The 19,243-nt window shown below is 63.9% G+C and carries 16 protein-coding genes; all 16 read right to left on the reverse strand.

Annotation, left to right across the window (positions count from 1 at the left end; translation table 11 throughout):
* Positions 1–52: 52 nt before the first annotated feature.
* On the reverse strand, positions 53–523 hold the full coding sequence (gene gspM, locus IRZ56_RS05840; RefSeq protein ID WP_196144069.1) for a type II secretion system protein GspM: 471 nt from the start codon (positions 521–523) through the stop codon (positions 53–55).
* Entirely contained in the window at positions 520–1,629 is a 1,110-nt protein-coding gene (gene gspL / locus IRZ56_RS05845; protein WP_196144070.1) for a type II secretion system protein GspL, read from the reverse strand. Before gspL ends, gspM begins: the two co-directional genes overlap by 4 nt.
* Positions 1,622–2,479 (reverse strand): general secretion pathway protein GspK, encoded by an 858-nt coding sequence (locus IRZ56_RS05850; RefSeq protein WP_196144071.1) that lies wholly within the window; start codon positions 2,477–2,479, stop codon positions 1,622–1,624. Before IRZ56_RS05850 ends, gspL begins: the two co-directional genes overlap by 8 nt.
* Positions 2,476–3,069 carry a type II secretion system minor pseudopilin GspJ gene (gene gspJ, locus IRZ56_RS05855; RefSeq protein ID WP_196144072.1) on the reverse strand — a complete coding sequence of 198 codons (594 nt, stop codon included), beginning with the start codon at positions 3,067–3,069 and terminating at the stop codon, positions 2,476–2,478. The genes IRZ56_RS05850 and gspJ overlap by 4 nt, the downstream gene beginning before the upstream one ends.
* Positions 3,056–3,448, reverse strand: coding sequence for a type II secretion system minor pseudopilin GspI (gene gspI / locus IRZ56_RS05860; RefSeq protein WP_230386167.1), 393 nt, complete (start codon positions 3,446–3,448; stop codon positions 3,056–3,058). Before gspI ends, gspJ begins: the two co-directional genes overlap by 14 nt.
* On the reverse strand, positions 3,417–3,881 hold the full coding sequence (gene gspH / locus IRZ56_RS05865) for a type II secretion system minor pseudopilin GspH (RefSeq protein WP_196144073.1): 465 nt from the start codon (positions 3,879–3,881) through the stop codon (positions 3,417–3,419). The genes gspI and gspH overlap by 32 nt, the downstream gene beginning before the upstream one ends.
* Positions 3,878–4,324 (reverse strand): type II secretion system major pseudopilin GspG, encoded by a 447-nt coding sequence (gene gspG, locus IRZ56_RS05870; RefSeq protein ID WP_196144074.1) that lies wholly within the window; start codon positions 4,322–4,324, stop codon positions 3,878–3,880. Before gspG ends, gspH begins: the two co-directional genes overlap by 4 nt.
* A 1-nt stretch (position 4,325) precedes the next feature.
* The gene (gspF, locus tag IRZ56_RS05875; RefSeq protein WP_196144075.1) at positions 4,326–5,531 is read right to left on the reverse strand and encodes a type II secretion system inner membrane protein GspF; all 1,206 of its coding nucleotides are present in this window, start codon (positions 5,529–5,531) and stop codon (positions 4,326–4,328) included.
* Between the two features lies 1 nt (position 5,532).
* On the reverse strand, positions 5,533–6,996 hold the full coding sequence (gene gspE, locus IRZ56_RS05880) for a type II secretion system ATPase GspE (RefSeq protein ID WP_196144076.1): 1,464 nt from the start codon (positions 6,994–6,996) through the stop codon (positions 5,533–5,535).
* Complete coding sequence (gspD, locus tag IRZ56_RS05885) at positions 6,993–8,834, reverse strand: type II secretion system secretin GspD (RefSeq protein WP_196144077.1); 1,842 nt, start codon at positions 8,832–8,834, stop codon at positions 6,993–6,995. Before gspD ends, gspE begins: the two co-directional genes overlap by 4 nt.
* On the reverse strand, positions 8,831–9,271 hold the full coding sequence (locus IRZ56_RS05890) for a type II secretion system protein N (protein WP_196144078.1): 441 nt from the start codon (positions 9,269–9,271) through the stop codon (positions 8,831–8,833). Before IRZ56_RS05890 ends, gspD begins: the two co-directional genes overlap by 4 nt.
* Before the next feature lie 62 nt (positions 9,272–9,333).
* The gene (locus tag IRZ56_RS05895) at positions 9,334–9,846 is read right to left on the reverse strand and encodes a cytochrome b (RefSeq protein WP_196144079.1); all 513 of its coding nucleotides are present in this window, start codon (positions 9,844–9,846) and stop codon (positions 9,334–9,336) included.
* Between the two features lie 53 nt (positions 9,847–9,899).
* On the reverse strand, positions 9,900–11,360 hold the full coding sequence (locus IRZ56_RS05900; protein ID WP_230386166.1) for a lytic polysaccharide monooxygenase: 1,461 nt from the start codon (positions 11,358–11,360) through the stop codon (positions 9,900–9,902).
* 341 nt (positions 11,361–11,701) lie between these two features.
* Complete coding sequence (gene hemE, locus IRZ56_RS05905) at positions 11,702–12,766, reverse strand: uroporphyrinogen decarboxylase (protein ID WP_196144081.1); 1,065 nt, start codon at positions 12,764–12,766, stop codon at positions 11,702–11,704.
* A gap of 228 nt (positions 12,767–12,994) precedes the next feature.
* Positions 12,995–14,413, reverse strand: a complete 1,419-nt coding sequence (locus IRZ56_RS05910; RefSeq protein WP_196144082.1) for an FAD-dependent oxidoreductase — start codon at positions 14,411–14,413, stop codon at positions 12,995–12,997.
* Between the two features lie 106 nt (positions 14,414–14,519).
* Complete coding sequence (gltB, locus tag IRZ56_RS05915) at positions 14,520–18,965, reverse strand: glutamate synthase large subunit (protein ID WP_196144083.1); 4,446 nt, start codon at positions 18,963–18,965, stop codon at positions 14,520–14,522.
* Positions 18,966–19,243: the final 278 nt, after the last annotated feature.

Below are 19,243 nucleotides of genomic sequence, written 5' to 3' on the forward strand. Positions count from 1 at the left end.
GTTTCGATGGGAACAGCCTACCGAGGCTGGCTGAAGCGAAGCTTAATCAGCCTCATGCCTCGTCCAGTTCCAGACTGACCCTGGCCTGGAGCTGGTCGTCCATGACCTGCAATTGCATGTCCCGTACCCGGCCGCCTTCACGCTCAAGCGCATGCAGCCATGCAAACATCACGGCCGGCGAGCCTTCGAAGCTGACATCGACCTGCTGGGCCCTGGTCTCAAGGCCAGTGATGCGCACGCCCGCCGCCTGGGCCCGCTCGCTCAGCCTGGCCGGTGTCAGCACCGGCCAGGCTTCCTGCATCCGGGCAGGCCCTGCCGATACCCGTTGCAGGTGGTCGGCCAATGCCTGTTCGCGGGCCAATGCCTGGCCGGCCTGCTGCAGGCGCGCCTGGCCTGGCTCCCACGCCAGCTGCCAGGCCGCAACCAGGGTCAATGCCCACAGGGCGGCTACGATCACCCTTCGCCGCTCGCCCGAGATCAGCCGCCATTGGCGCACCAGGGCATGTTCCTTCCACTGCATCATCGCGCCTCCTTCCAGGTCAGGGTCGCCCGTACACCTTGTTCGTCCTGACGGGCCTGGTCGATCAATACTGCCGGCACGCGTTGGCGCAGGCGCTCGAGGTCTTCGAACCCTTGCGCCAACACCTCCATGCGCCAGCCTTCGACAGGGCTCAGGGTTGCCTGCGCCACAGTCAGGTTCCCGGTTTCCACCAACTGCTCGCCGAGCGACGCCAGCCCTTCGATCGCCGTCGCCGGGTGCGGGCGGTACTCGAGCGCACGGATCTGGCTGGCAAGATCTGCGCTGACCGGCTGCCCGGGCGCCCAGCGTTGGAAGGCCTGGCGATTGTCTGCCTGCAATTGGGCGGTGCGCTGCAGCAGCCATTCAGCCCTCAGGTAATCGGCCACGCACACCATCGCGAACGCTATCGACACCCCAACGGCCAGGGCTCGCCAGGGCACGCTCGCACGGCGCCGTCGGTAGGCGCCCTGAAGCAGGTCGATGGCCTGCATGCGGCCTTGCCTGAGCGTATCGAAGGCACAGGTGACCGATCGGGTGCACAGGGGCAGCTCTGCCTGCTGCGCCTCGGCCAGCCATGCGATGGTCGGCCACTGCGGTGCCAGCGCCTGGGCGGCCTGGGGGGTGGCAGCCAACCGGGGGGCGCCAGCACCGCCTATCAACCAACGGCCTTCGAGCCACAGCGCACACGCGGGCTCGCCCGTGAGCAGGTCGGCATCGACATGCAAGGCAAGCGGTTCGACACCCTGGGCTTGCAGCAGGGCCAGCAGGTTGTCCATGACGTCTCGGTCAATCACCAGTCCCCGCCGTTGCTTCTGCTCATCGGCAGGGCCGAAAGCCAGGTGCACCGTCTCCAGCGGCGCTGCCAACTGGTCCTCGGCGGCATAAGCCAAGGTATCGGGCTTGGGCCGCCTGCCCGGCAGCGGGCCGACTTCGCAGGTGCCCACCATTTCCATCGGCACCACCACCACGGCCGCGCCGCTCAGGATCGAGGCCACGTCACCGATGCTCACGCGGTGTTGCTCGCCACCTGCCGTTCGCACCCACACGGGCCACTGCGCATCGGCCGTCTCTTTTCCTGCGGGCAGCAGGTACAACCAATTTTCACTCATTCGGCATTTGCTCCCGCACTGCAGAAAACACACGTCGCACCACACGAACCTGGTGCGTGTTCAGATCGATTTCCAAGTCGCTGTACAGGTACATCCGCCTGCCGCCCAGCTCTACCTGGACCTCGAGTCGAAACCACTGGCTGTTCACGGTCAGCCCGCGGCTGGTCACGCCAAGGCCCTCCATTTGGGGCAGGGCCAGGAACTGGTCGACTCTGGCGTAGCCCTCTTCGGGTCGCCCAGCCACCAGCCGGCGCGCCACGTCGGGCGACAGGTCCTCGAGCGCGGCCAGCACCTGCGCAGGTGCGGTATTGATGTTGAGCCTGGCCTCCTTGGGCAATGCCACGACCCAGGGCCGCAAGCGCTCCATGACCGCTGCGGAAACCTCCGGCAAGGCACGTAGCTGGGTGATGTCGAGCAGCGGTTTCCCCATCAAGCTGTCCAACACGGGGGGCTCTATCTGCAGTGACCGACAGAGGCGTTCCCACCGTTCGAGCAAGATCGGGTCGGGCGTCTTGGGCGCCAGCAAGGCACCGAGGTTGTATCGTGCCGAGAGATCCTCAAGCTGCGTGCGCACCCGCCCCTGGCCGAGGGTGAAGGCCTGGGGACGCGCCCAGTGCTGCCCGCCATGGGTGACCTGAACGACCTCGACCACCGCCTGGCGAAGCTGCCCCAGGACCCTGCGTTCTGCGCCATGGGCCAGCTGCAACAAACGTGTGGCCTCGATCTGCTGGGTCACACCGCCCAGCAGCAGTTGGTGGCTACGCAACATGCCGGCGACCAGTAACGACAACAGCGCCATGATCAACAGTACCGTGACGAGCGCCAGCCCCTTTTGCCGCTGCTGGGTCATCGATTGGCCCCCGCCAGGGGAAGCACCCGCCGCACCTGCCCGAAGCGCTGTGTCGACACGATGATTTCCAGTGCCTGCGGTGGTGCTGGCCGGCGCTGCGCGAAGGGCCAGCGCGTCTGCCAGCCGACCTCGGGCACATACACGCGCCAGCGCAGCTCGACGACACCGTCGAGCAGACGCTGGGGAAGACCTAGGCCTTGTTCCAAGGTGCTGCGCCGCCGCCACAGCACGCCATCCTCCAGCCAATAGTCGACCAACCTCACGTCGCTGCGTGGCAAGGGTTGGCTGTCCTGGGTGCCGGCGAGCAGCCAGCCCATGCGCTGCTGCCCCAGCGTGAAGCCATAGCCGTTCTTGTTCAGGCTCCCTGGCAGGTACGCTTGCAGCGCATCCCGCTGAACCAGGCTCATTGCCCGCCCCAACGCGCGCACGGCTTCGGCCTGGTCCTGGCGCTTGGCATCGGCACGTACCAGCACATCGAGCAGGCGCCCGGTGCCGACCGCCAGTAGCGCGAAGATGGCGATGGCCAGCAGCAACTCGATCAGGGTAAAGCCCTGCTGGCGGCGCGCCCTGCCCGCTTCATTCGGCAGCATCGGCGTCCTCCGTCCACCCGGTGGCCTGGTGCAGCACCTGGCCATTCGCGGCGAGGCCCACACGCACATGGACTTCGACCAGGCCACGCCCAGCCAGGCGACGACGGGTCTCGACCAGCGTCCAGCGGCGCCGGTCGTAGGTCACCTCCAGCGTGCGCTGCCCAGCCGGCGGCGTCGGCAGCAAGCGCAGCTCGGTCAGATGGTTATCGGCGATCCAGCTGGCGAACAGGCGGTCCTGCAAGCCTTGCGACTGCATCAGCACATGCCGGGTCGCCGTGCTCACCGCCACCGCCAGGACGGCGAAGATCGCCAGCGCCACCAAGACTTCCAGCAAGGTGAATCCACGTTCACGGTGCGAGCTTGGGATCATTGAGTCCATCACTCGACACCGTGGCCAGGCGCTTGTCCATCGCCATGAAATACAACGAGAACGGCGTGTGCTCGTCATTGCTGGAGATCACCAGTTGCGGTGCGTTGCCGCGTGCAGCGGTCGATACCGGCACCCCATCGACCTCCAGGCGCAAATCCAGCTCCAACGCACGATGCCGGCCCGCAGCCTCCCAGCCTTGCTCGGCGGCGCGGAACAACTGGTAGCCCTGACCGTCGAGGCGCAAACCCAGGGTGCGCCCCTCCAGCACCGCCTGTTGCCGTGCATGCTGCAGCATTTGCAGAAAGAGGCTGGCCTCCTGGTTGGCCACACGCTGCGGGTCACGACCGAACTTCAGCCCCGCCATTCCCATGACGATCCCCAGCAGCACCATGACCACCAACAGTTCCAACAGGGTAAAACCCTGGGCTTGGCGCCGTTTCATTCAGGCCAGTTACCGATGTCGGCGTCCATGCCCTCGCCGCCAGGCTGGCCATCGGCGCCCAGGGTATACAGGTCATAGCCTTGGCTCGAGCGCGTACCAGGGCTCGTGTACTGGTAAGGCGAACCCCACGGGTCGGTAGGCGTGCTCTTCAGATAGCCCTGGGCGTTCCACTGGCGCGGCAGCGGCGCCACGGTCGGCTGTTTGACCAAGGCATCGAGGCCCTGGGCGGTGCTTGGGTAGCGGCCGTTGTCCAGCCGATAGATTTCCAGGGCCGTGGAAATCGACTGGATATCGGTGCGGGCGGCGGTGAGCTTGGCGTGGTCCGGGCGGCTCATCACGTTGGGCAGCACCAAGGCGCCAAGCACGCCCAGGATGATGACCACGACCATGATTTCGATGAGGGTGAAACCGCGTTGCGCGCGGCGTGCTGAACGAATGGACATATCAGTTGACCAGTTGGTTGAGGTTGAGAATGGGGAGCAGGATGGCGAGCACGATGAACAGCACGATGCCGCCCATCACCAGCAGCATCAGCGGCTCGCAAAGGCTCACCAGCAGGGAGATCCGCCCCGCCAGCTGTTTGCCCTGAAGGTCGGCGGCACGTTCGAGCATGGTGTCCAGGTCACCGGCACGCTCGCCGCTGGCGATCATGTGCAGCATCAGGGGCGGCAAGGTCTCGCTGCGTGCCAGGCAGTTGGCCAGCGTGGCGCCTTCACCCAGCTCCCGGGCCGCTTCCAGCAGGCGTTCGCGCAGCACCAGGTTGCCGATGACACCGGCACCGATGTGCATGGCTTCGACCAGGGCGACACCGCTGCGCCCCAGAATCGCCAAGGTGCTGATGAAACGCGCCGCCTCACTGGCGCGGACGAATTCGCCATAAGCCGGCAGGCGCAAGGACACCCCATGCCACTGCCGACGCCGGGTGGGTTGGCGCAAGGCCAGGTACACCACCGTAGCCGCTGCCGCCAGGGCCGGAACGCCTATCAGCCCATAGCGGTTGGTGGCGTCGCTGAGCGCGATCAGTACCTGGGTCGCCATGGGCAGTTGGGCCTGGTCCCGGGCGAACGCCTGCACGACATCTGGCACCACATAGCCCAGCAGAAAGCCCACGACCAGCAACGAGACCACCAGCAGGATCACCGGGTACACCATCGCCAGTTGTACTTTCTGGCGCAGGGCCTGCTGGTTCTCGCCATGCTCGGCCAGGCGGTCGAGCACCCCGGCCAGGTGGCCGGAGCGTTCCGCCGCCGCGATGGTGGCCCGGTAGACCATGGGAAACGCCTGTGGATAAGCCCCCAGTGCTTGCGCCAGGGCGTGGCCTTCGGCAACGCGCTCAGCCACGCCACGCACTATTTGCCGTACTTGGCGTTGGCTGGTTTGCGCAGCGACGGCCTGCAGGGCTTCGGTCAGCGGCACGCCCGCATGCAGCAAGGTCGCCAGCTGCCGGGTCAGCAGCGAGCGCCGGGCCAGGCTCAGGCGGTTGCGCGCCAACAAGCCATTGAAGAAAGACGCCCGTACCGGTTCGACCTGCAGCACCAGCAGCCCCTGGTCGCGCAGCGCCTGGCGGGCCTGGCGCGCGCTCGGCGCCTCCAGGGTGCCCCGCTGGCGAACGCCTTGGGTGTCCTGGGCCTGGTAACGAAACACCGCCATATCAGCCCTGCCCCGTCACGCGCAGCAGTTCTTCCACGCTGGTCTGCCCCTGGCAGACACGCTGGACGCCATGCTGGAACAAGCTCGGCGTGTCCTGGCGGATCAGCTCGAGCATCTGCGCCTGGGACGCGCGTGTATGGATCGCCTGGGCCAGCGGCGGCCCTACCACCACCATTTCATGCAGGGCCAGACGGCCGCTGTAGCCTTGCTGGCACTCAGCACACCCCTGCGCCTTGTACACCACCGCAGGCCGCTCAGCGGGGTGGCCGAGAGCGTTGGCAATGGCCTCGTCCACGTCGCAGGCGACCTTGCAGTGCGGGCAAAGCTTGCGTACCAGGCGCTGGGCCATGACCCCGGCCAGCGACGAGGCGAGCAGGCAGGTGTCGATGCCCATGTCCGCCAGGCGTGTGATGGCACCCAATGCGCTGTTGGTATGCAGGGTGGACAGCACCAGGTGCCCGGTAAGCGAAGCCTGGACGGCAATATCGGCGGTTTCCCGGTCACGGATCTCGCCGACCATGACCACGTCCGGGTCCTGGCGCAGGATGGCACGCAGGCCGCGGGCGAAGGTCATGTCGACCTTGGTGTTGACTTGGGTCTGGCCGATACCGGGCAGGTGATACTCGATCGGGTCTTCGACGGTGAGGATGTTGCGCGACACCTGGTTGAGGTACGAAAGCGCGGTGTACAGCGTCGTGGTCTTGCCCGAGCCGGTGGGCCCGGTGACCAGGAAGATGCCATGGGGCTTCTCCAGCATGCGCATGAAGCCGGTACGCACCGCCCCTTGCATCTGCATGTGGTCGATGTCCAGGCGCACCGCCTGCTTGTCCAGCAAACGCAGCACCACCCGTTCGCCATGGGCCGCCGGCAGGGTCGACACCCGCACGTCCACTTCATGGCCAGCCAGGCGCAGGCTGATCCGGCCGTCCTGGGGCACGCGCTTCTCGGCGATGTCCAGGCGCGCCATGACCTTGATGCGCGAGACCAGCAGCGCGGACAGCTCCCGTGGCGGTGCCAGCACTTCGCGCATCACGCCGTCGATGCGCATGCGCACCCGCAGTTGCTGCTCGAAGGTTTCCAGGTGGATGTCCGACGCCCGGGAGCGCACCGCCTCGCTGAGCAAGGCATTGAGCAGGCGAATGATCGGCGCATCGTCCTGCTGGTCGAGCAGGTCGCTGGTCTGCGGCAAGGCTTCGGCCAAGCGGGACAGGTCGATTTCCTGGTCCAAGCCCTGGACCACCGCCTGCGCCGCGTCCTGGCTGCCGCCATAGCAACTGGCCAGGCGCTCGGCAAAGCAGGCGTCGTCCACCTGGCGCAGGGGCCAGGCACTGCCTACCACGCGACAGGCCTCGGCCATGGCGGCCAGCGACGCATCCTTGCGCATCAGCAAGGCGGGTTCATCCGCCTGCTGGTCGAACAGGATGCCGTGGCGCCGGGCGAAGCTGAAGGGCAGAGCGGCGCTCATCGACGGTCGCCTGGGTTGTCGGGCAGGCGCTTGGCCTCGAACAGCTGTCGGGCATCCTTGGGCAGCACGGAATCGTCCACTGTGCGAACGTTCTCGTAGGCGCGTCGCCCGGCCTGGACCAGCTCGTCCTGGCTACGCAGGATGGTAGGGCGCAGGAAGACCATCAGGTTGGTCTTTTCCTGGACATCCCGGTTCCAGCGGAACAGGCCGCCCACCCAGGGAATTCGGCTGAGCAACGGCACGCCACGCTGCTCTTTCCTCACGCTGTCCTTGATCAGGCCACCGATCACGATGATCTCGCCGTCGGCGGCGAGGATGGTGCTTTTGAGCGTGCGCTTGTTGGTGATCAGGTCGTTTTCCAGCGTACTGGGGGCAAGCTCCGAACTTTCCTGCTCCACTTCCAGGCGCAAGGTCCGGCCTTCGTTGATGTGCGGGCGCACCTTCAGGCTGATACCGATGTCCTTGCGCTCGACGGTGGTGAACGGGTTGTCCGCGCCACTGCCGGTGGTGGTGTACGACCCGGTCTTGAACGGCACGTTCTGGCCGACGAGGATCTGCGCCTCCTGGTTGTCGAGGGTCAGCAGGCTGGGAGTCGACAGCAAGTTGCTGCGGGTATTGCTGGCCAGGGCCGAGACCAGCAGGCCGAAGCGATCCGAGCCGATGGCCAGGGCCGCGCCCGCCGGGATCGACTTACCCTCGCCGAGCAAGTCGGCCAGCGAGGCACCGCTGTCCGGGAAGGTGATGCCTCCCTTCAGGCCGCCCTTGTCGATGCCCCATTGCAGGCCGAGGGCCTCGTTGATGTCACCGCTGACTTCGACGATGGCCGCGTGGATCAACACCTGGGCCCGTGGTTGATCCAATTGCTCGATGATCTGTTCAACACTGCCCAGGGTCTGGGGCTCGCCCAGCAGCACCAGGGCGTTCTGGTTGGCATCGGCCTTGACCATGGCTTCACCACTGAGCGCCTCGCCCAGGCCGTCGCCGGTCGGCTTGCCGTCCAGGCGCTTGCCCACATCGCCCAGCACCTCGGCCAACTGCTCGGCGTTGCTGTGCTGCAGGCGGACCACACGCCAGTTCTGCGAAGCGGTAGGCGCTGGGACATCCAGCGAACGGCTCAACTGTGCCAGGCGCTGGCGCGACTTGGCGGGCCCGAGGATGAGCAGGCGGTTACCCGGCAGGTCAGCCAGTACCCGCACACCGCTGTCCGGGCCACCTGCGGCCCCTTCCACCACCGCCAGCACGTCGCTGGCCTGGGCCTTGCGCAAGGTCACCAGTTCGTAGTCGTGCCGCTGGCCGCTGTCGAGCTGCAACACCAGGTCTTCCAGGCGGTCCAGATTGGCGGCCGAATCGGTCACCACCAGGGCGTTGGCCGAACTGGAAGGCCCGATATAGCCATTGCTCGACACCAGCGGGCGCAACAGCCCCGCAAGGTCCGAGGCCGTACTGCCCGACAGCGGCAACACCCGAGTGGTGAATGCCGCAGGGATGGCCTCGACCTGCTGGTTGGCCCAGGCCTTGGCTTCGCTGGCCGGCAGCACCAACAGCCGGTCACCGTCGTTCACCGCGGCGAAGCCCTGAGCGTTGAGCACCGAGTAGAACAGCCGGCGTATCCCTTCACGGTCGAGCGCCTCGCTGGACAGGACGGTGATGCGGCCTTGTACGCGGGGGTCCAGGATGATCGTCTGGTCGAGTATCGCCCCCACCTCACGCACCACGTCGCGCACGTCGGCATCGCTCATTGCCAGTTGCCAGGTCGCCTCGTCGGCCAGGGCCATGGAACAGGTCAAGGTAAGGCAGGCGCCGAGCGAGGCGGCACGCAGGTATCGTTTGAGAGTCATTGCACCTCCCGCAACAGGCGGGGCGAAGAAGAGGAAACAGAAGCAGCACCCGTGGTGCTGCCGGAGGGCTGGAACACGGGTGAAGCGCTGGCTGACAGCGACACCACTTCTTCCCGGCCGTTAAGCCACAACACAATGGAGCGCACGTCGATGCGCCGCAGCACGCCGCCGCCCGGCAGGCGGTCGCCGACCCGGTGGATGGCATCGCCATTGGCGCTTTTGACCAGCGCGCGGGCATCGCCCTGGCTGGAAACGAAGGTGGCCTTGAGCGTGATGTCCGAGCGGCTCGATTGGGGCTGGCCAGGCGCCTGGAAGCCGAATGCCAGGGCCAGGGTGGCCACCGGCAACGGTTTTTCCGCAGCCGATGCAGGGGCCACGGGCAAAGTCGCGATGGTAGCGCTTGCCACACCCGGGCCGGCCATTTCACGCCAGGTCAACAAGACACCTGTAGCCAGCATCATCGCGACCCAGGGTAGATGCACGGAAAGCTTCATCGTGTTCAGGGCAGCATCCGCCGAAGCACCCGCCGCCCGGACAGCTCATGCAGCACCACCGCAGCGATGTGCATCGCCACGCCCAACGCCAGTAGCAGGCAGGATGCAATGTGGATGTTGAACCAGACACCGTGCCAGAACGGGTCGCTCAGCACAGGCGCGATGGCGAACCAGCCGAAGACATCGATGTCGCGGTCCATCATCAGCACGCCGGACAGCAGCACGGTGGCGATGGTCCAGTACAGGGCTTCATGCACAAAATGAGCGATACGGCGACTGCGCGGGTCGTCATGCAGACTCTTCGGCGCGGGCTTGACCAGGCGCACCAGCCAGCGCAGCAGGAAGACCGGGATGAACAGTGTGGTCAGGGCGACGTTGAAGAACGCGACCAGGTGGAAAGTGGAAGGGTCGACATCGAGGTGCGCGACAGAGAAACCGCTGATCAACACCCAGATGATGACCAGGGCAGAGATCCAGTGCAGGAGGATCTGCTGCCAGCAATACTTTTGCACTTGCATAAAAATACCGATAGGAAACCGAGTGCCCGTTAACGGGCACCCGGTTCAATCCGTTAGAGCTTTTCCCAAGCGTCGGCCCAGTTGCTTCCGAAACCAGGCTCGTAATGGATAGCGCTAGGGTTGTTGCACCAGCCGCTGTAAGGGAACGGCTTGCACTCGAAGACTTCGCCAGTCTTAGGCTGCAGCACTTTGGTGCCGGGTCCGTAGCTGCCGATGGACTGTGGATATTCGTACTCGAATTCCACGTCGCCAGCGGCCTTCAGCTGAACGGTGCGCTCCTCTTGCAGCAGCACGCGCTCGCGCTTGTCCACGCCCACGACCTTGAGAGTATGCTCGCCTGCGACACTCTCGACATTCAGCGTGAACGGCTCGTTGCCATCCACTTTCTGACGCGAGTAGGAGACCTGCTTGTTGTTGGCATCGAACAGCTGGGCCGTCACGGTCAGGGGCTTGGTGGTCATGACGCTGAAGTCCACGCCGCCCTTGCCGTCCACGATCGTGTACTCGGGGTTGACGCCATGCAGGTGCATCGTGGCCGGTTCGCCAGCGGCAGCGTCGATGTCCAGTTCAATGCTGGAAATACCGGATTCTTTCTTGGCGAAGATGGTATTGGCGCCCTTCACAGGTTCAATGTTGCCACCATTGTCAAGTTGACCTGCACGCAGCAAAGTTTGAGTTTCGTTGATACGTTTGGCCAGTTTGTATGCCCAATTGGCACCCACACCTTCCTCAGCATGTTCAATGACTACTTCCACGCTGTATTGTGCGTTCTCCACGCCATTGACAAAGACCCGAGTCTTGACCTTGTCGCCAACATCAAGATCGCGATAAGGGGTAATTTCAGCCACACGCGGCCATTCAGGGGGTACGCCACCCTCTACCTGAATATCCACATCCATCATGTTATGGAACGCATTACCCGTGTCGTCCACTGTCCACAGGCCGAGAATAACGTGATGGCCAGAACGGTCCGCAGGCAGTTCACATTGGTGTTTGTCCTTCGCGGGCCCCTGTCTCAGATCACCGTAGCCGTTGGCATAATCTCCATCCCAATCTACGGTGCAGAACGGCGTAAGCTCGAATGCAGCACGGCTCAGCGGGACGTTAGGATTCCAGCCTGTCTTGGTGATGAAGTACTCCCACTTGGTCGTCCTGTGCGGAGTGGTATAAAACCAGTCGAAAGCAACTTTTCGGTCAACAATTGGAGTTACGTGCCAACGATTAGCGGCCTGCTCGTCCAATACCTTGAAGAGTGGCTTACCCCCACTGGGAATTTCACCATCTTTTGGACCCGCCAAAGGGAAGCCCTTAGGATGTTCGCCGGCGCCCGCTTTGTTATAGCCTACCTCCGCACAACCCGTGTTTATGCCCTTTGAGCAAAGGTCCTGACGGGAGGGAGGATCAGTGATATAGCCATGAGCACTCGCCAATTGCGTGTGCAGTCCCGCACCTGCAACGGCCAGCCAAAGGCCGCTCAACATAAAACGTTTGCGCAGTGTACTTCTTGTCTTCATTAATAACTCCGAACACATCGCTGGGGTCTATGAGCCAAGCCGCCTCGACGTACAAGACGGGGCGGCTGGCGGGCAAGAGTCTAGCGATGACGTTCGCGATATATATGTAGGAAAAAACTGCACATTTAAGAATAAAAACGAGCCGCTCTTATCCCGGAAACATCTTGCAATAACTGGCAAGTATTACATTTATACGAAAGCCAAATCCCAGTACGAGACAGACTCACGGGAAAATTACAGAACCCATCAGTTCAAATATAGAGCTCGATAAGAACAATTAACCTTGAAATGGAACACGACGTCAGGCCTGCCCCGCAGAAGAGCAGGCCATGTCGAAGCACTCAGCCGTGGTATTGCGCCGACAGCTCATGCACTGCATTGATGAAGACACCCGCGTGTTCCGGATCGACTTCCGGCGTGATGCCATGCCCCAAGTTGAATACATGCCCGCTACCATGGCCGTAGCTGGCCAGGATTCGCGCCACTTCCTTGCGGATGGCCTCGGGCTTGGCGTACAGCACGGTCGGGTCCATGTTGCCTTGCAGGGCGACCTTATCACCGACACGGCGACGGGCATCGCCGATCTCGCAGGTCCAGTCCAGGCCCAGGGCGTCGGCACCGGCCTCGGCGATGCTTTCCAGCCAAATGCCGCCGTTTTTGGTGAACAGGATCACCGGCACCTTGCGCCCGTCATGCTCGCGTATCAGGCCGCTGACGATCTTGCGCATGTAGGCCAGGGAAAACTCCTGATAGGCCGCCGCCGACAGGTTGCCGCCCCAGGTGTCGAAGATCTGCACCGCCTGGGCACCGGCCTGGATCTGGCCATTGAGGTAGCTCGTAACCGACTGGGCCAGCTTGTCCAGCAGCAGGTGCAGGGCCTGCGGGTTGTCATAGAGCATGGCCTTGGTCTTGCGGAAATCCTTGGAGGAGCCGCCTTCGACCATGTAGGTGGCCAGGGTCCAGGGGCTGCCGGAGAAGCCGATCAGCGGCACGCGGCCGTTGAGCTCGCGGCGAATGGTGCTGACGGCGTCCATCACATAGCCCAGATCCTTGTGCGGATCGGGCACCGGCAGCGCCTCGATGTCGGCCAGGGTGCTGATGACCTTCTTGAAACGCGGGCCTTCGCCGGTCTCGAAATACAGGCCTTGGCCCATGGCGTCGGGGATGGTGAGGATGTCCGAGAAGAGGATCGCCGCGTCCAGCGGGTAGCGGTCCAGCGGCTGCAGCGTGACCTCGCAGGCGAACTGCGGGTTCATGCACAGGCTCATGAAGTCACCGGCCTTGGCGCGGCTGGCGCGATACTCCGGGAGGTAGCGGCCGGCTTGGCGCATCATCCAGACCGGGGTGACGTCTACGGGTTGCTTGAGCAGTGCACGCAGGAAACGATCGTTCTTCAGGGCAGTCATGTCGGCATCCAGCAAAAAAGTGCGGGCATTTTCTCAGACGCACAGAGAAAAGGCACGGCTGTTTGTCTATTGGATGCCGTAGATCAACAGTTTTTGTATACAAAATGCATGTAGGGGCTGCTTTGCAGCCCTTTCGCGGCGCGAGGCCGCTCCTACAGGAGGATCGCATATACCTTGTAGAGCGGCCTCGTGCCGCGAAAGGGCCGCACAGCGGCCCCCAGCAATGGATCAGACTTCCAGGTAGTCCAGGATGCCTTCAGCGGCGGTACGCCCTTCGAAGATAGCCGTCACCACCAGGTCCGAACCGCGCACCATGTCGCCACCGGCGAACACTTTCGGGTTGCTGGTCTGGTGCTTGAACTTGCCCTTCTCCGGCGCCACCACACGGCCCTGGCTGTCCAACTGGATACCATGCTGCTCGAACCATGGCGCCGGGCTCGGGCGGAAGCCGAAGGCGATCACCACGGCGTCGGCCGGCAGGATCTCCTCGGAACCGGGGATCGGCTCGGGGCTGCGGCGGCCACGGGCGTCCGGTTCGCCGAGACGGGTCTCGACCACCTTCACACCTTCGACCTTGTCTTCGCCGACGATGGCGATGGGCTGGCGGTTGTACAGGAACTTCACGCCTTCTTCCTTGGCGTTCTTCACCTCGCGGCGCGAACCCGGCATGTTGGCCTCGTCACGACGGTAGGCACAGGTCACCGATTTGGCGCCCTGGCGGATCGAGGTACGGTTGCAGTCCATCGCAGTGTCGCCACCGCCAAGCACCACGACCTTCTTGCCCTGCATGTCGACGAAGTCTTCCGGCGACTTCTCGAAGCCCAGGTTGCGGTTGACGTTGGCGATCAGGAAGTCCAAGGCGTCATGCACGCCTGGCAGGTCTTCGCCGGGGAAGCCGCCCTTCATGTAGGTGTAGGTGCCCATGCCCATGAACACCGCATCGTAATCGGCGAGCAGCTGTTCCATGGTGATGTCCTTGCCCACCTCGGTGTTCAGGCGGAACTCGATGCCCATGCCGGTGAAGACTTCACGGCGATTGCTGAGCACGGTCTTTTCCAGCTTGAACTCGGGGATGCCGAAGGTCAGCAGGCCACCGATCTCCGGGTTGCGGTCGAACACCACCGGGGTCACACCGGCACGTACCAGCACGTCGGCACAGCCCAGGCCCGCAGGGCCCGCACCGATGATCGCGACGCGCTTGCCGGTCGGCTTGACCTTGGACATGTCCGGGCGCCAGCCCATGGCGAAGGCGGTATCGGTGATGTACTTCTCCACCGAGCCGATGGTCACCGCACCGAAGCCGTCGTTGAGGGTGCAGGCGCCTTCGCAGAGACGGTCCTGCGGGCACACGCGGCCGCACACTTCCGGCAGGGTGTTGGTCTGGTGCGAAAGTTCTGCCGCCGCGAGGATGTTGCCCTCGGAAACCAGCTTCAGCCAATTGGGGATGAAGTTGTGAACCGGGCACTTCCACTCGCAATACGGGTTGCCGCAGCCCAGGCAGCGGTGTGCCTGCTCCACGGACTGTTGCGGCTTGAAGGGCTCGTAGATTTCCACGAACTCCTTCTTGCGCTGGCGCAGGAGCTTCTTCTTGGGGTCCTTGCGCCCTACTTCGATGAACTGGAAGTCGTTGTTCAGACGTTCAGCCATTTTTAAAAACCTCTATACCGCAGTTGCTGGCCTGGGCCGCAAGCTGCAAGACGATCACTTGAGCCGGACAAGCCCCGCGCATGGGGCCTGCCACTTGCAGCTGTTGTTACTGCGGGTTGGCACGGGTACTGGACAGCAGTTGCTTGAGGTTGGCCGCCTTCGGCTTGACCAACCAGAAGCGCCGCACGTAGTCGTCCAGGTTCTCCGAGAGCTCGCGCCCCCACTCGCTGCCGGTCTCTTCCACGTATTCGGCAAGGACCCGCGCCAGGTGGCTGCGGTAGGCCTCCATCGCCTCGCCACTGATACGCTGGATTTCCACCAGCTCGTGGTTGAGTTTGTCGACGAAGGTGTTGTCCATGTCGAGCACGTAGGCGAAACCGCCCGTCATGCCAGAACCGAAGTTGTAACCGGTCTTGCCCAGGACGCAGACAAAGCCGCCGGTCATGTATTCACAGCAGTGATCGCCGGTACCCTCGACCACAGCGTGGGCGCCGGAGTTACGCACAGCGAAGCGCTCGCCCGCGGTGCCGGCAGCGAACAGCTTGCCGCCGGTGGCACCATACAGGCAGGTGTTGCCGATGATGGCGCTGTGCTGGGTTTCGAACGGGCTGCCGGCAGGCGGCACGATGGTCAGTTTGCCACCAGTCATGCCCTTGCCCACATAGTCGTTGGCGTCGCCTTCCAGGTGCAGGTTCAGGCCACCGGCGTTCCAGACGCCGAAGCTCTGGCCCGCAGTCCCCTTGAAGCGGAAGGTGATCGGCGCCCCGGCCATGCCCTGGTTGCCATGCAGGCGGGCGATTTCGCCGGAGACGCGCGCGCCGATGGAACGGTCGCAGTTACAGATATCCAGGCTGAACTCGCCACCGGCCAGGTCGCGAATGGCCGGCAGGGCCATCTCGACCATCTTCTCGGCCAGCTCGCCCTTGTCGAACGGCGGGTTCTTGTCGACTTCGCAGAACTGCGGCTTGTCAGCCGGGATGTGCGAGCTGCCCAGCAGCGGCGACAGGTCCAGGAACTGCTGGCGCTCGGTGTCGCCCGGCAGCACGTCGAGCAGGTCGGTGCGGCCGATCAGCTCGCCCAGGCTGCGCACGCCCAGCTTGGCCAGCCACTCACGGGTTTCTTCAGCGACGAAGGTGAAGAAGTTCACCACCATGTCGACGGTACCGATGTAGTGGTCCTTGCGCAGCTTGTCGTTCTGGGTGGCAACGCCCGTGGCGCAGTTGTTCAGATGGCAGATGCGCAGGTACTTGCAACCCAGGGCGATCATCGGCGCGGTGCCGAAGCCGAAGCTTTCGGCGCCGAGGATCGCGGCCTTGATCACGTCCAGGCCGGTTTTCAAGCCGCCGTCGGTCTGTACCCGTACCTTGCCGCGCAGGTCGTTGCCACGCAGGGTCTGGTGGGTTTCGGCCAGGCCCAGCTCCCACGGTGCGCCGGCGTACTTGATGGAGGTCAGTGGCGAAGCGCCGGTGCCGCCGTCGTAGCCGGAGATGGTGATCAGGTCCGCATAGGCCTTGGCCACGCCAGCGGCGATGGTGCCCACGCCGGCTTCGGCCACGAGTTTGACCGACACCAGGGCCTGCGGGTTGACCTGCTTGAGGTCGTAGATCAGCTGGGCCAGGTCTTCGATCGAGTAGATGTCGTGGTGCGGCGGTGGCGAGATCAAGGTCACGCCCGGCACGGCGTAGCGCAGGCGAGCGATCAGGCCATTGACCTTGCCGCCAGGCAGCTGGCCGCCCTCACCGGGCTTGGCGCCCTGGGCCACCTTGATCTGCAGCACTTCGGCATTGACCAGGTATTCGGGGGTGACGCCGAAACGGCCGGTGGCCACCTGCTTGATCTTCGAGCTCTTGATGGTGCCGTAGCGCGCTGGGTCTTCGCCGCCCTCACCGGAGTTGGAGCGCGCGCCCAGGCGGTTCATAGCCTCGGCCAGAGCCTCGTGGGCTTCCGGCGACAGGGCGCCGAGGGAGATGCCCGCGGAGTCGAAGCGCTTGAGGATCTCCTCCAGCGGCTCGACCTGGTCCAGCGGCAGCGCCTGGTCTGCGACCTTCACTTTCAGCAGGTCGCGGATCATCGACACCGGACGCTGGTCGACCAGCGTGGTGTATTCCTTGAACTTGGCGTAGTCGCCCTTCTGCACGGCAGCCTGCAGGGTGTTGACCACATCCGGGTTGTAGGCGTGGTACTCGCCACCATGGACGAACTTGAGCAGACCGCCCTGCTGGATCGGCTTGCGCGCGCTCCACGCTTCGGCGGCCAACAGCTTCTGGTCGCTCTCCAGGTCGACGAAACGTGCGCCCTTGATACGGCTGGACACGCCCTTGAAGCTCAGGCCGACCACTTCCTCGGCCAGGCCCACGGCTTCGAACAGCTGGGCGCCACGGTACGAGGCGATGGTCGAGATACCCATCTTCGACAGGATCTTCAGCAGGCCTTTGGAGATGCCCTTGCGGTAGTACTTGAAGACCTCGTCCAAGTCGCCCAGCACCTCGCCGGTACGGATCAAGTCGGCCAGCACTTCGTAGGCCAGGTACGGGTACACGGCAGAAGCACCGAAGCCGATCAGCACCGCGAAGTGGTGCGGGTCACGGGCGGTGGCGGTTTCCACCAGGATGTTGCTGTCGCAACGCAGGCCTTGCTCGGTCAGGCGATGGTGCACCGCGCCGACGGCCAGGGAAGCGTGCACCGGCAGCTTGCCTGGGGCGATGTAGCGGTCGCTCAGCACCAGCTGGGTCTTGCCACTGCGCACGGCTTCTTCGGCCTGGTCGGCGATATTGCGGATGGCTGCTTCCAGGCCGACGCTTTCCTCGTAGTTGAGGTCGATCAGCTGACGGTCGAAGCCTTCACGCTCGAGATTCATCAGCGAGCGCCACTTGGCCGGGGAGATCACCGGCGAGCTGAGGATCACCCGCGAGGCATGCTCGGGGGACTCCTGGAAGATGTTGCGCTCGGCACCCAGGCAGATTTCCAGGGACATGACGATCGCTTCGCGCAGCGGGTCGATCGGCGGGTTGGTCACCTGGGCGAATTGCTGGCGGAAGAAGTCGTACGGCGAACGCACGCGCTGGGACAATACCGCCATCGGCGTGTCGTCGCCCATCGAGCCCACCGCTTCCTGGCCTTGCTCGCCGAGCGGACGCAGCACCTGGTCACGCTCCTCGAAGGTGACCTGGAACATCTTCATGTACTGTTTGAGCTGGTCGGCGTCGTAGCTGGCCACGCCCTGGTCGTCGGTCAGGGTCGCCTGGATGCGCAGGGCATGCTGGCGCAGCCAACGCTTGTACGGATGGCGCGACTTGAGGCGGTTATCGATGGCATCCGTGTCGAGGATCTGGCCGGTCTCGGTGTCCACGGCGAAGATCTGGCCCGGGCCGACGCGACCCTTGGCCAGAACGTCCTCGGGCTTGTAGTCCCATACGCCGATTTCCGAGGCCAGGGTGATGTAGCCATTCTTGGTGGTGACCCAACGTGCCGGACGCAGGCCGTTGCGGTCGAGCAGGCAGACCGCATGGCGGCCTTCGGTCATGACGATGCCGGCCGGGCCGTCCCACGGCTCCATGTGCATGGAGTTGTATTCGTAGAAGGCGCGCAGGTCGGCGTCCATGGTCTCGACGTTCTGCCAGGCCGGCGGCACCAGCATGCGCACGCCACGGAACAGGTCGATGCCACCGGTGACCATCAGCTCCAGCATGTTGTCCATGCTCGAGGAGTCGGAACCGACGCGGTTGACCAGCGGGCCGAGCTCTTCGAGGTCGGGGATCAGGTCATTGGCGAACTTGGTGCGACGGGCCACGGCCCAGTTGCGGTTGCCGGTGATGGTGTTGATCTCGCCGTTGTGGGCGAGGAAGCGGAAGGGCTGGGCCAGCGGCCACTTCGGCAGGGTATTGGTGGAGAAGCGCTGGTGGAAGACGCAGATGGCGGTCTTCAGACGTTCGTCACCCAGGTCCGGGAAGAAGGCGGCGAGGTCCGCCGGCATCATCAGGCCTTTGTAGATGATGGTCTTGTGCGAGAAGCTGCAGATGTAGTGGTCGGCGTCGTGGGCGTTGGCCACGGACGAACGGCGACGGGCGCTGAACAGCTTGATCGCGAATTCCTGGTCGCTCAGGCCTTCACCGCCGATGAACACCTGCTCGATCTGCGGCAGGCGCTCCAGGGCCAGACGACCGAGCACGCGGGTGTCGATCGGCACCTTGCGCCAGCCGACCAGCTTGAGGCCGGCATTGACGATTTCGCGGTCCATGTTGGCGCGGGCCGCTTCGGCCTTCACCGGGTCCTGGTTAAAGAACACCATGCCGACGGCATACTGCTTGGGCAGCTCGACGGCGAAGTGTTCCTGGGCCACGGCACGCAGGAACTGATCGGGCTTCTGCATCAGCAGGCCGCAACCGTCACCGGTCTTGCCGTCGGCGTTGATACCGCCGCGATGGGTCATGCAGGTCAGTGCCTGCATGGCGGTTTGCAAAAGATGGTGGCTCGCCTCGCCCGTCATATGGGCGATCAGGCCAAAACCACAGTTGTCCTTGAATTCTTCGGGATGGTACAGACCTGTTTTCATAGACACTTTCTCACCAGGTTCGCCTCTCAACGAAGGCAAATCTCTTTTTAGTACAACCACTTACCATCCACGCCGATCAAACGCCAGCTTTTTGCGGTGGGCAATGGGAAACCATTGTTGCACAGGGACAGCAACGCCCACAAATTTTCATGACGCATCATTGAAAACTTATGTCGCATTTTTGAATGTTTTTGCGCCATGAGCCGTGATAGCGGCCTGGCTCGAGTCTGAAGCGTTTCAGCCAGGACTGCAAGAGTGGGCTTGTGGCCGGCAGTCTG

Source organism: Pseudomonas guariconensis (genome assembly GCF_015680235.1).
Taxonomy (GTDB): Bacteria; Pseudomonadota; Gammaproteobacteria; order Pseudomonadales; family Pseudomonadaceae; genus Aquipseudomonas; species Aquipseudomonas guariconensis_A.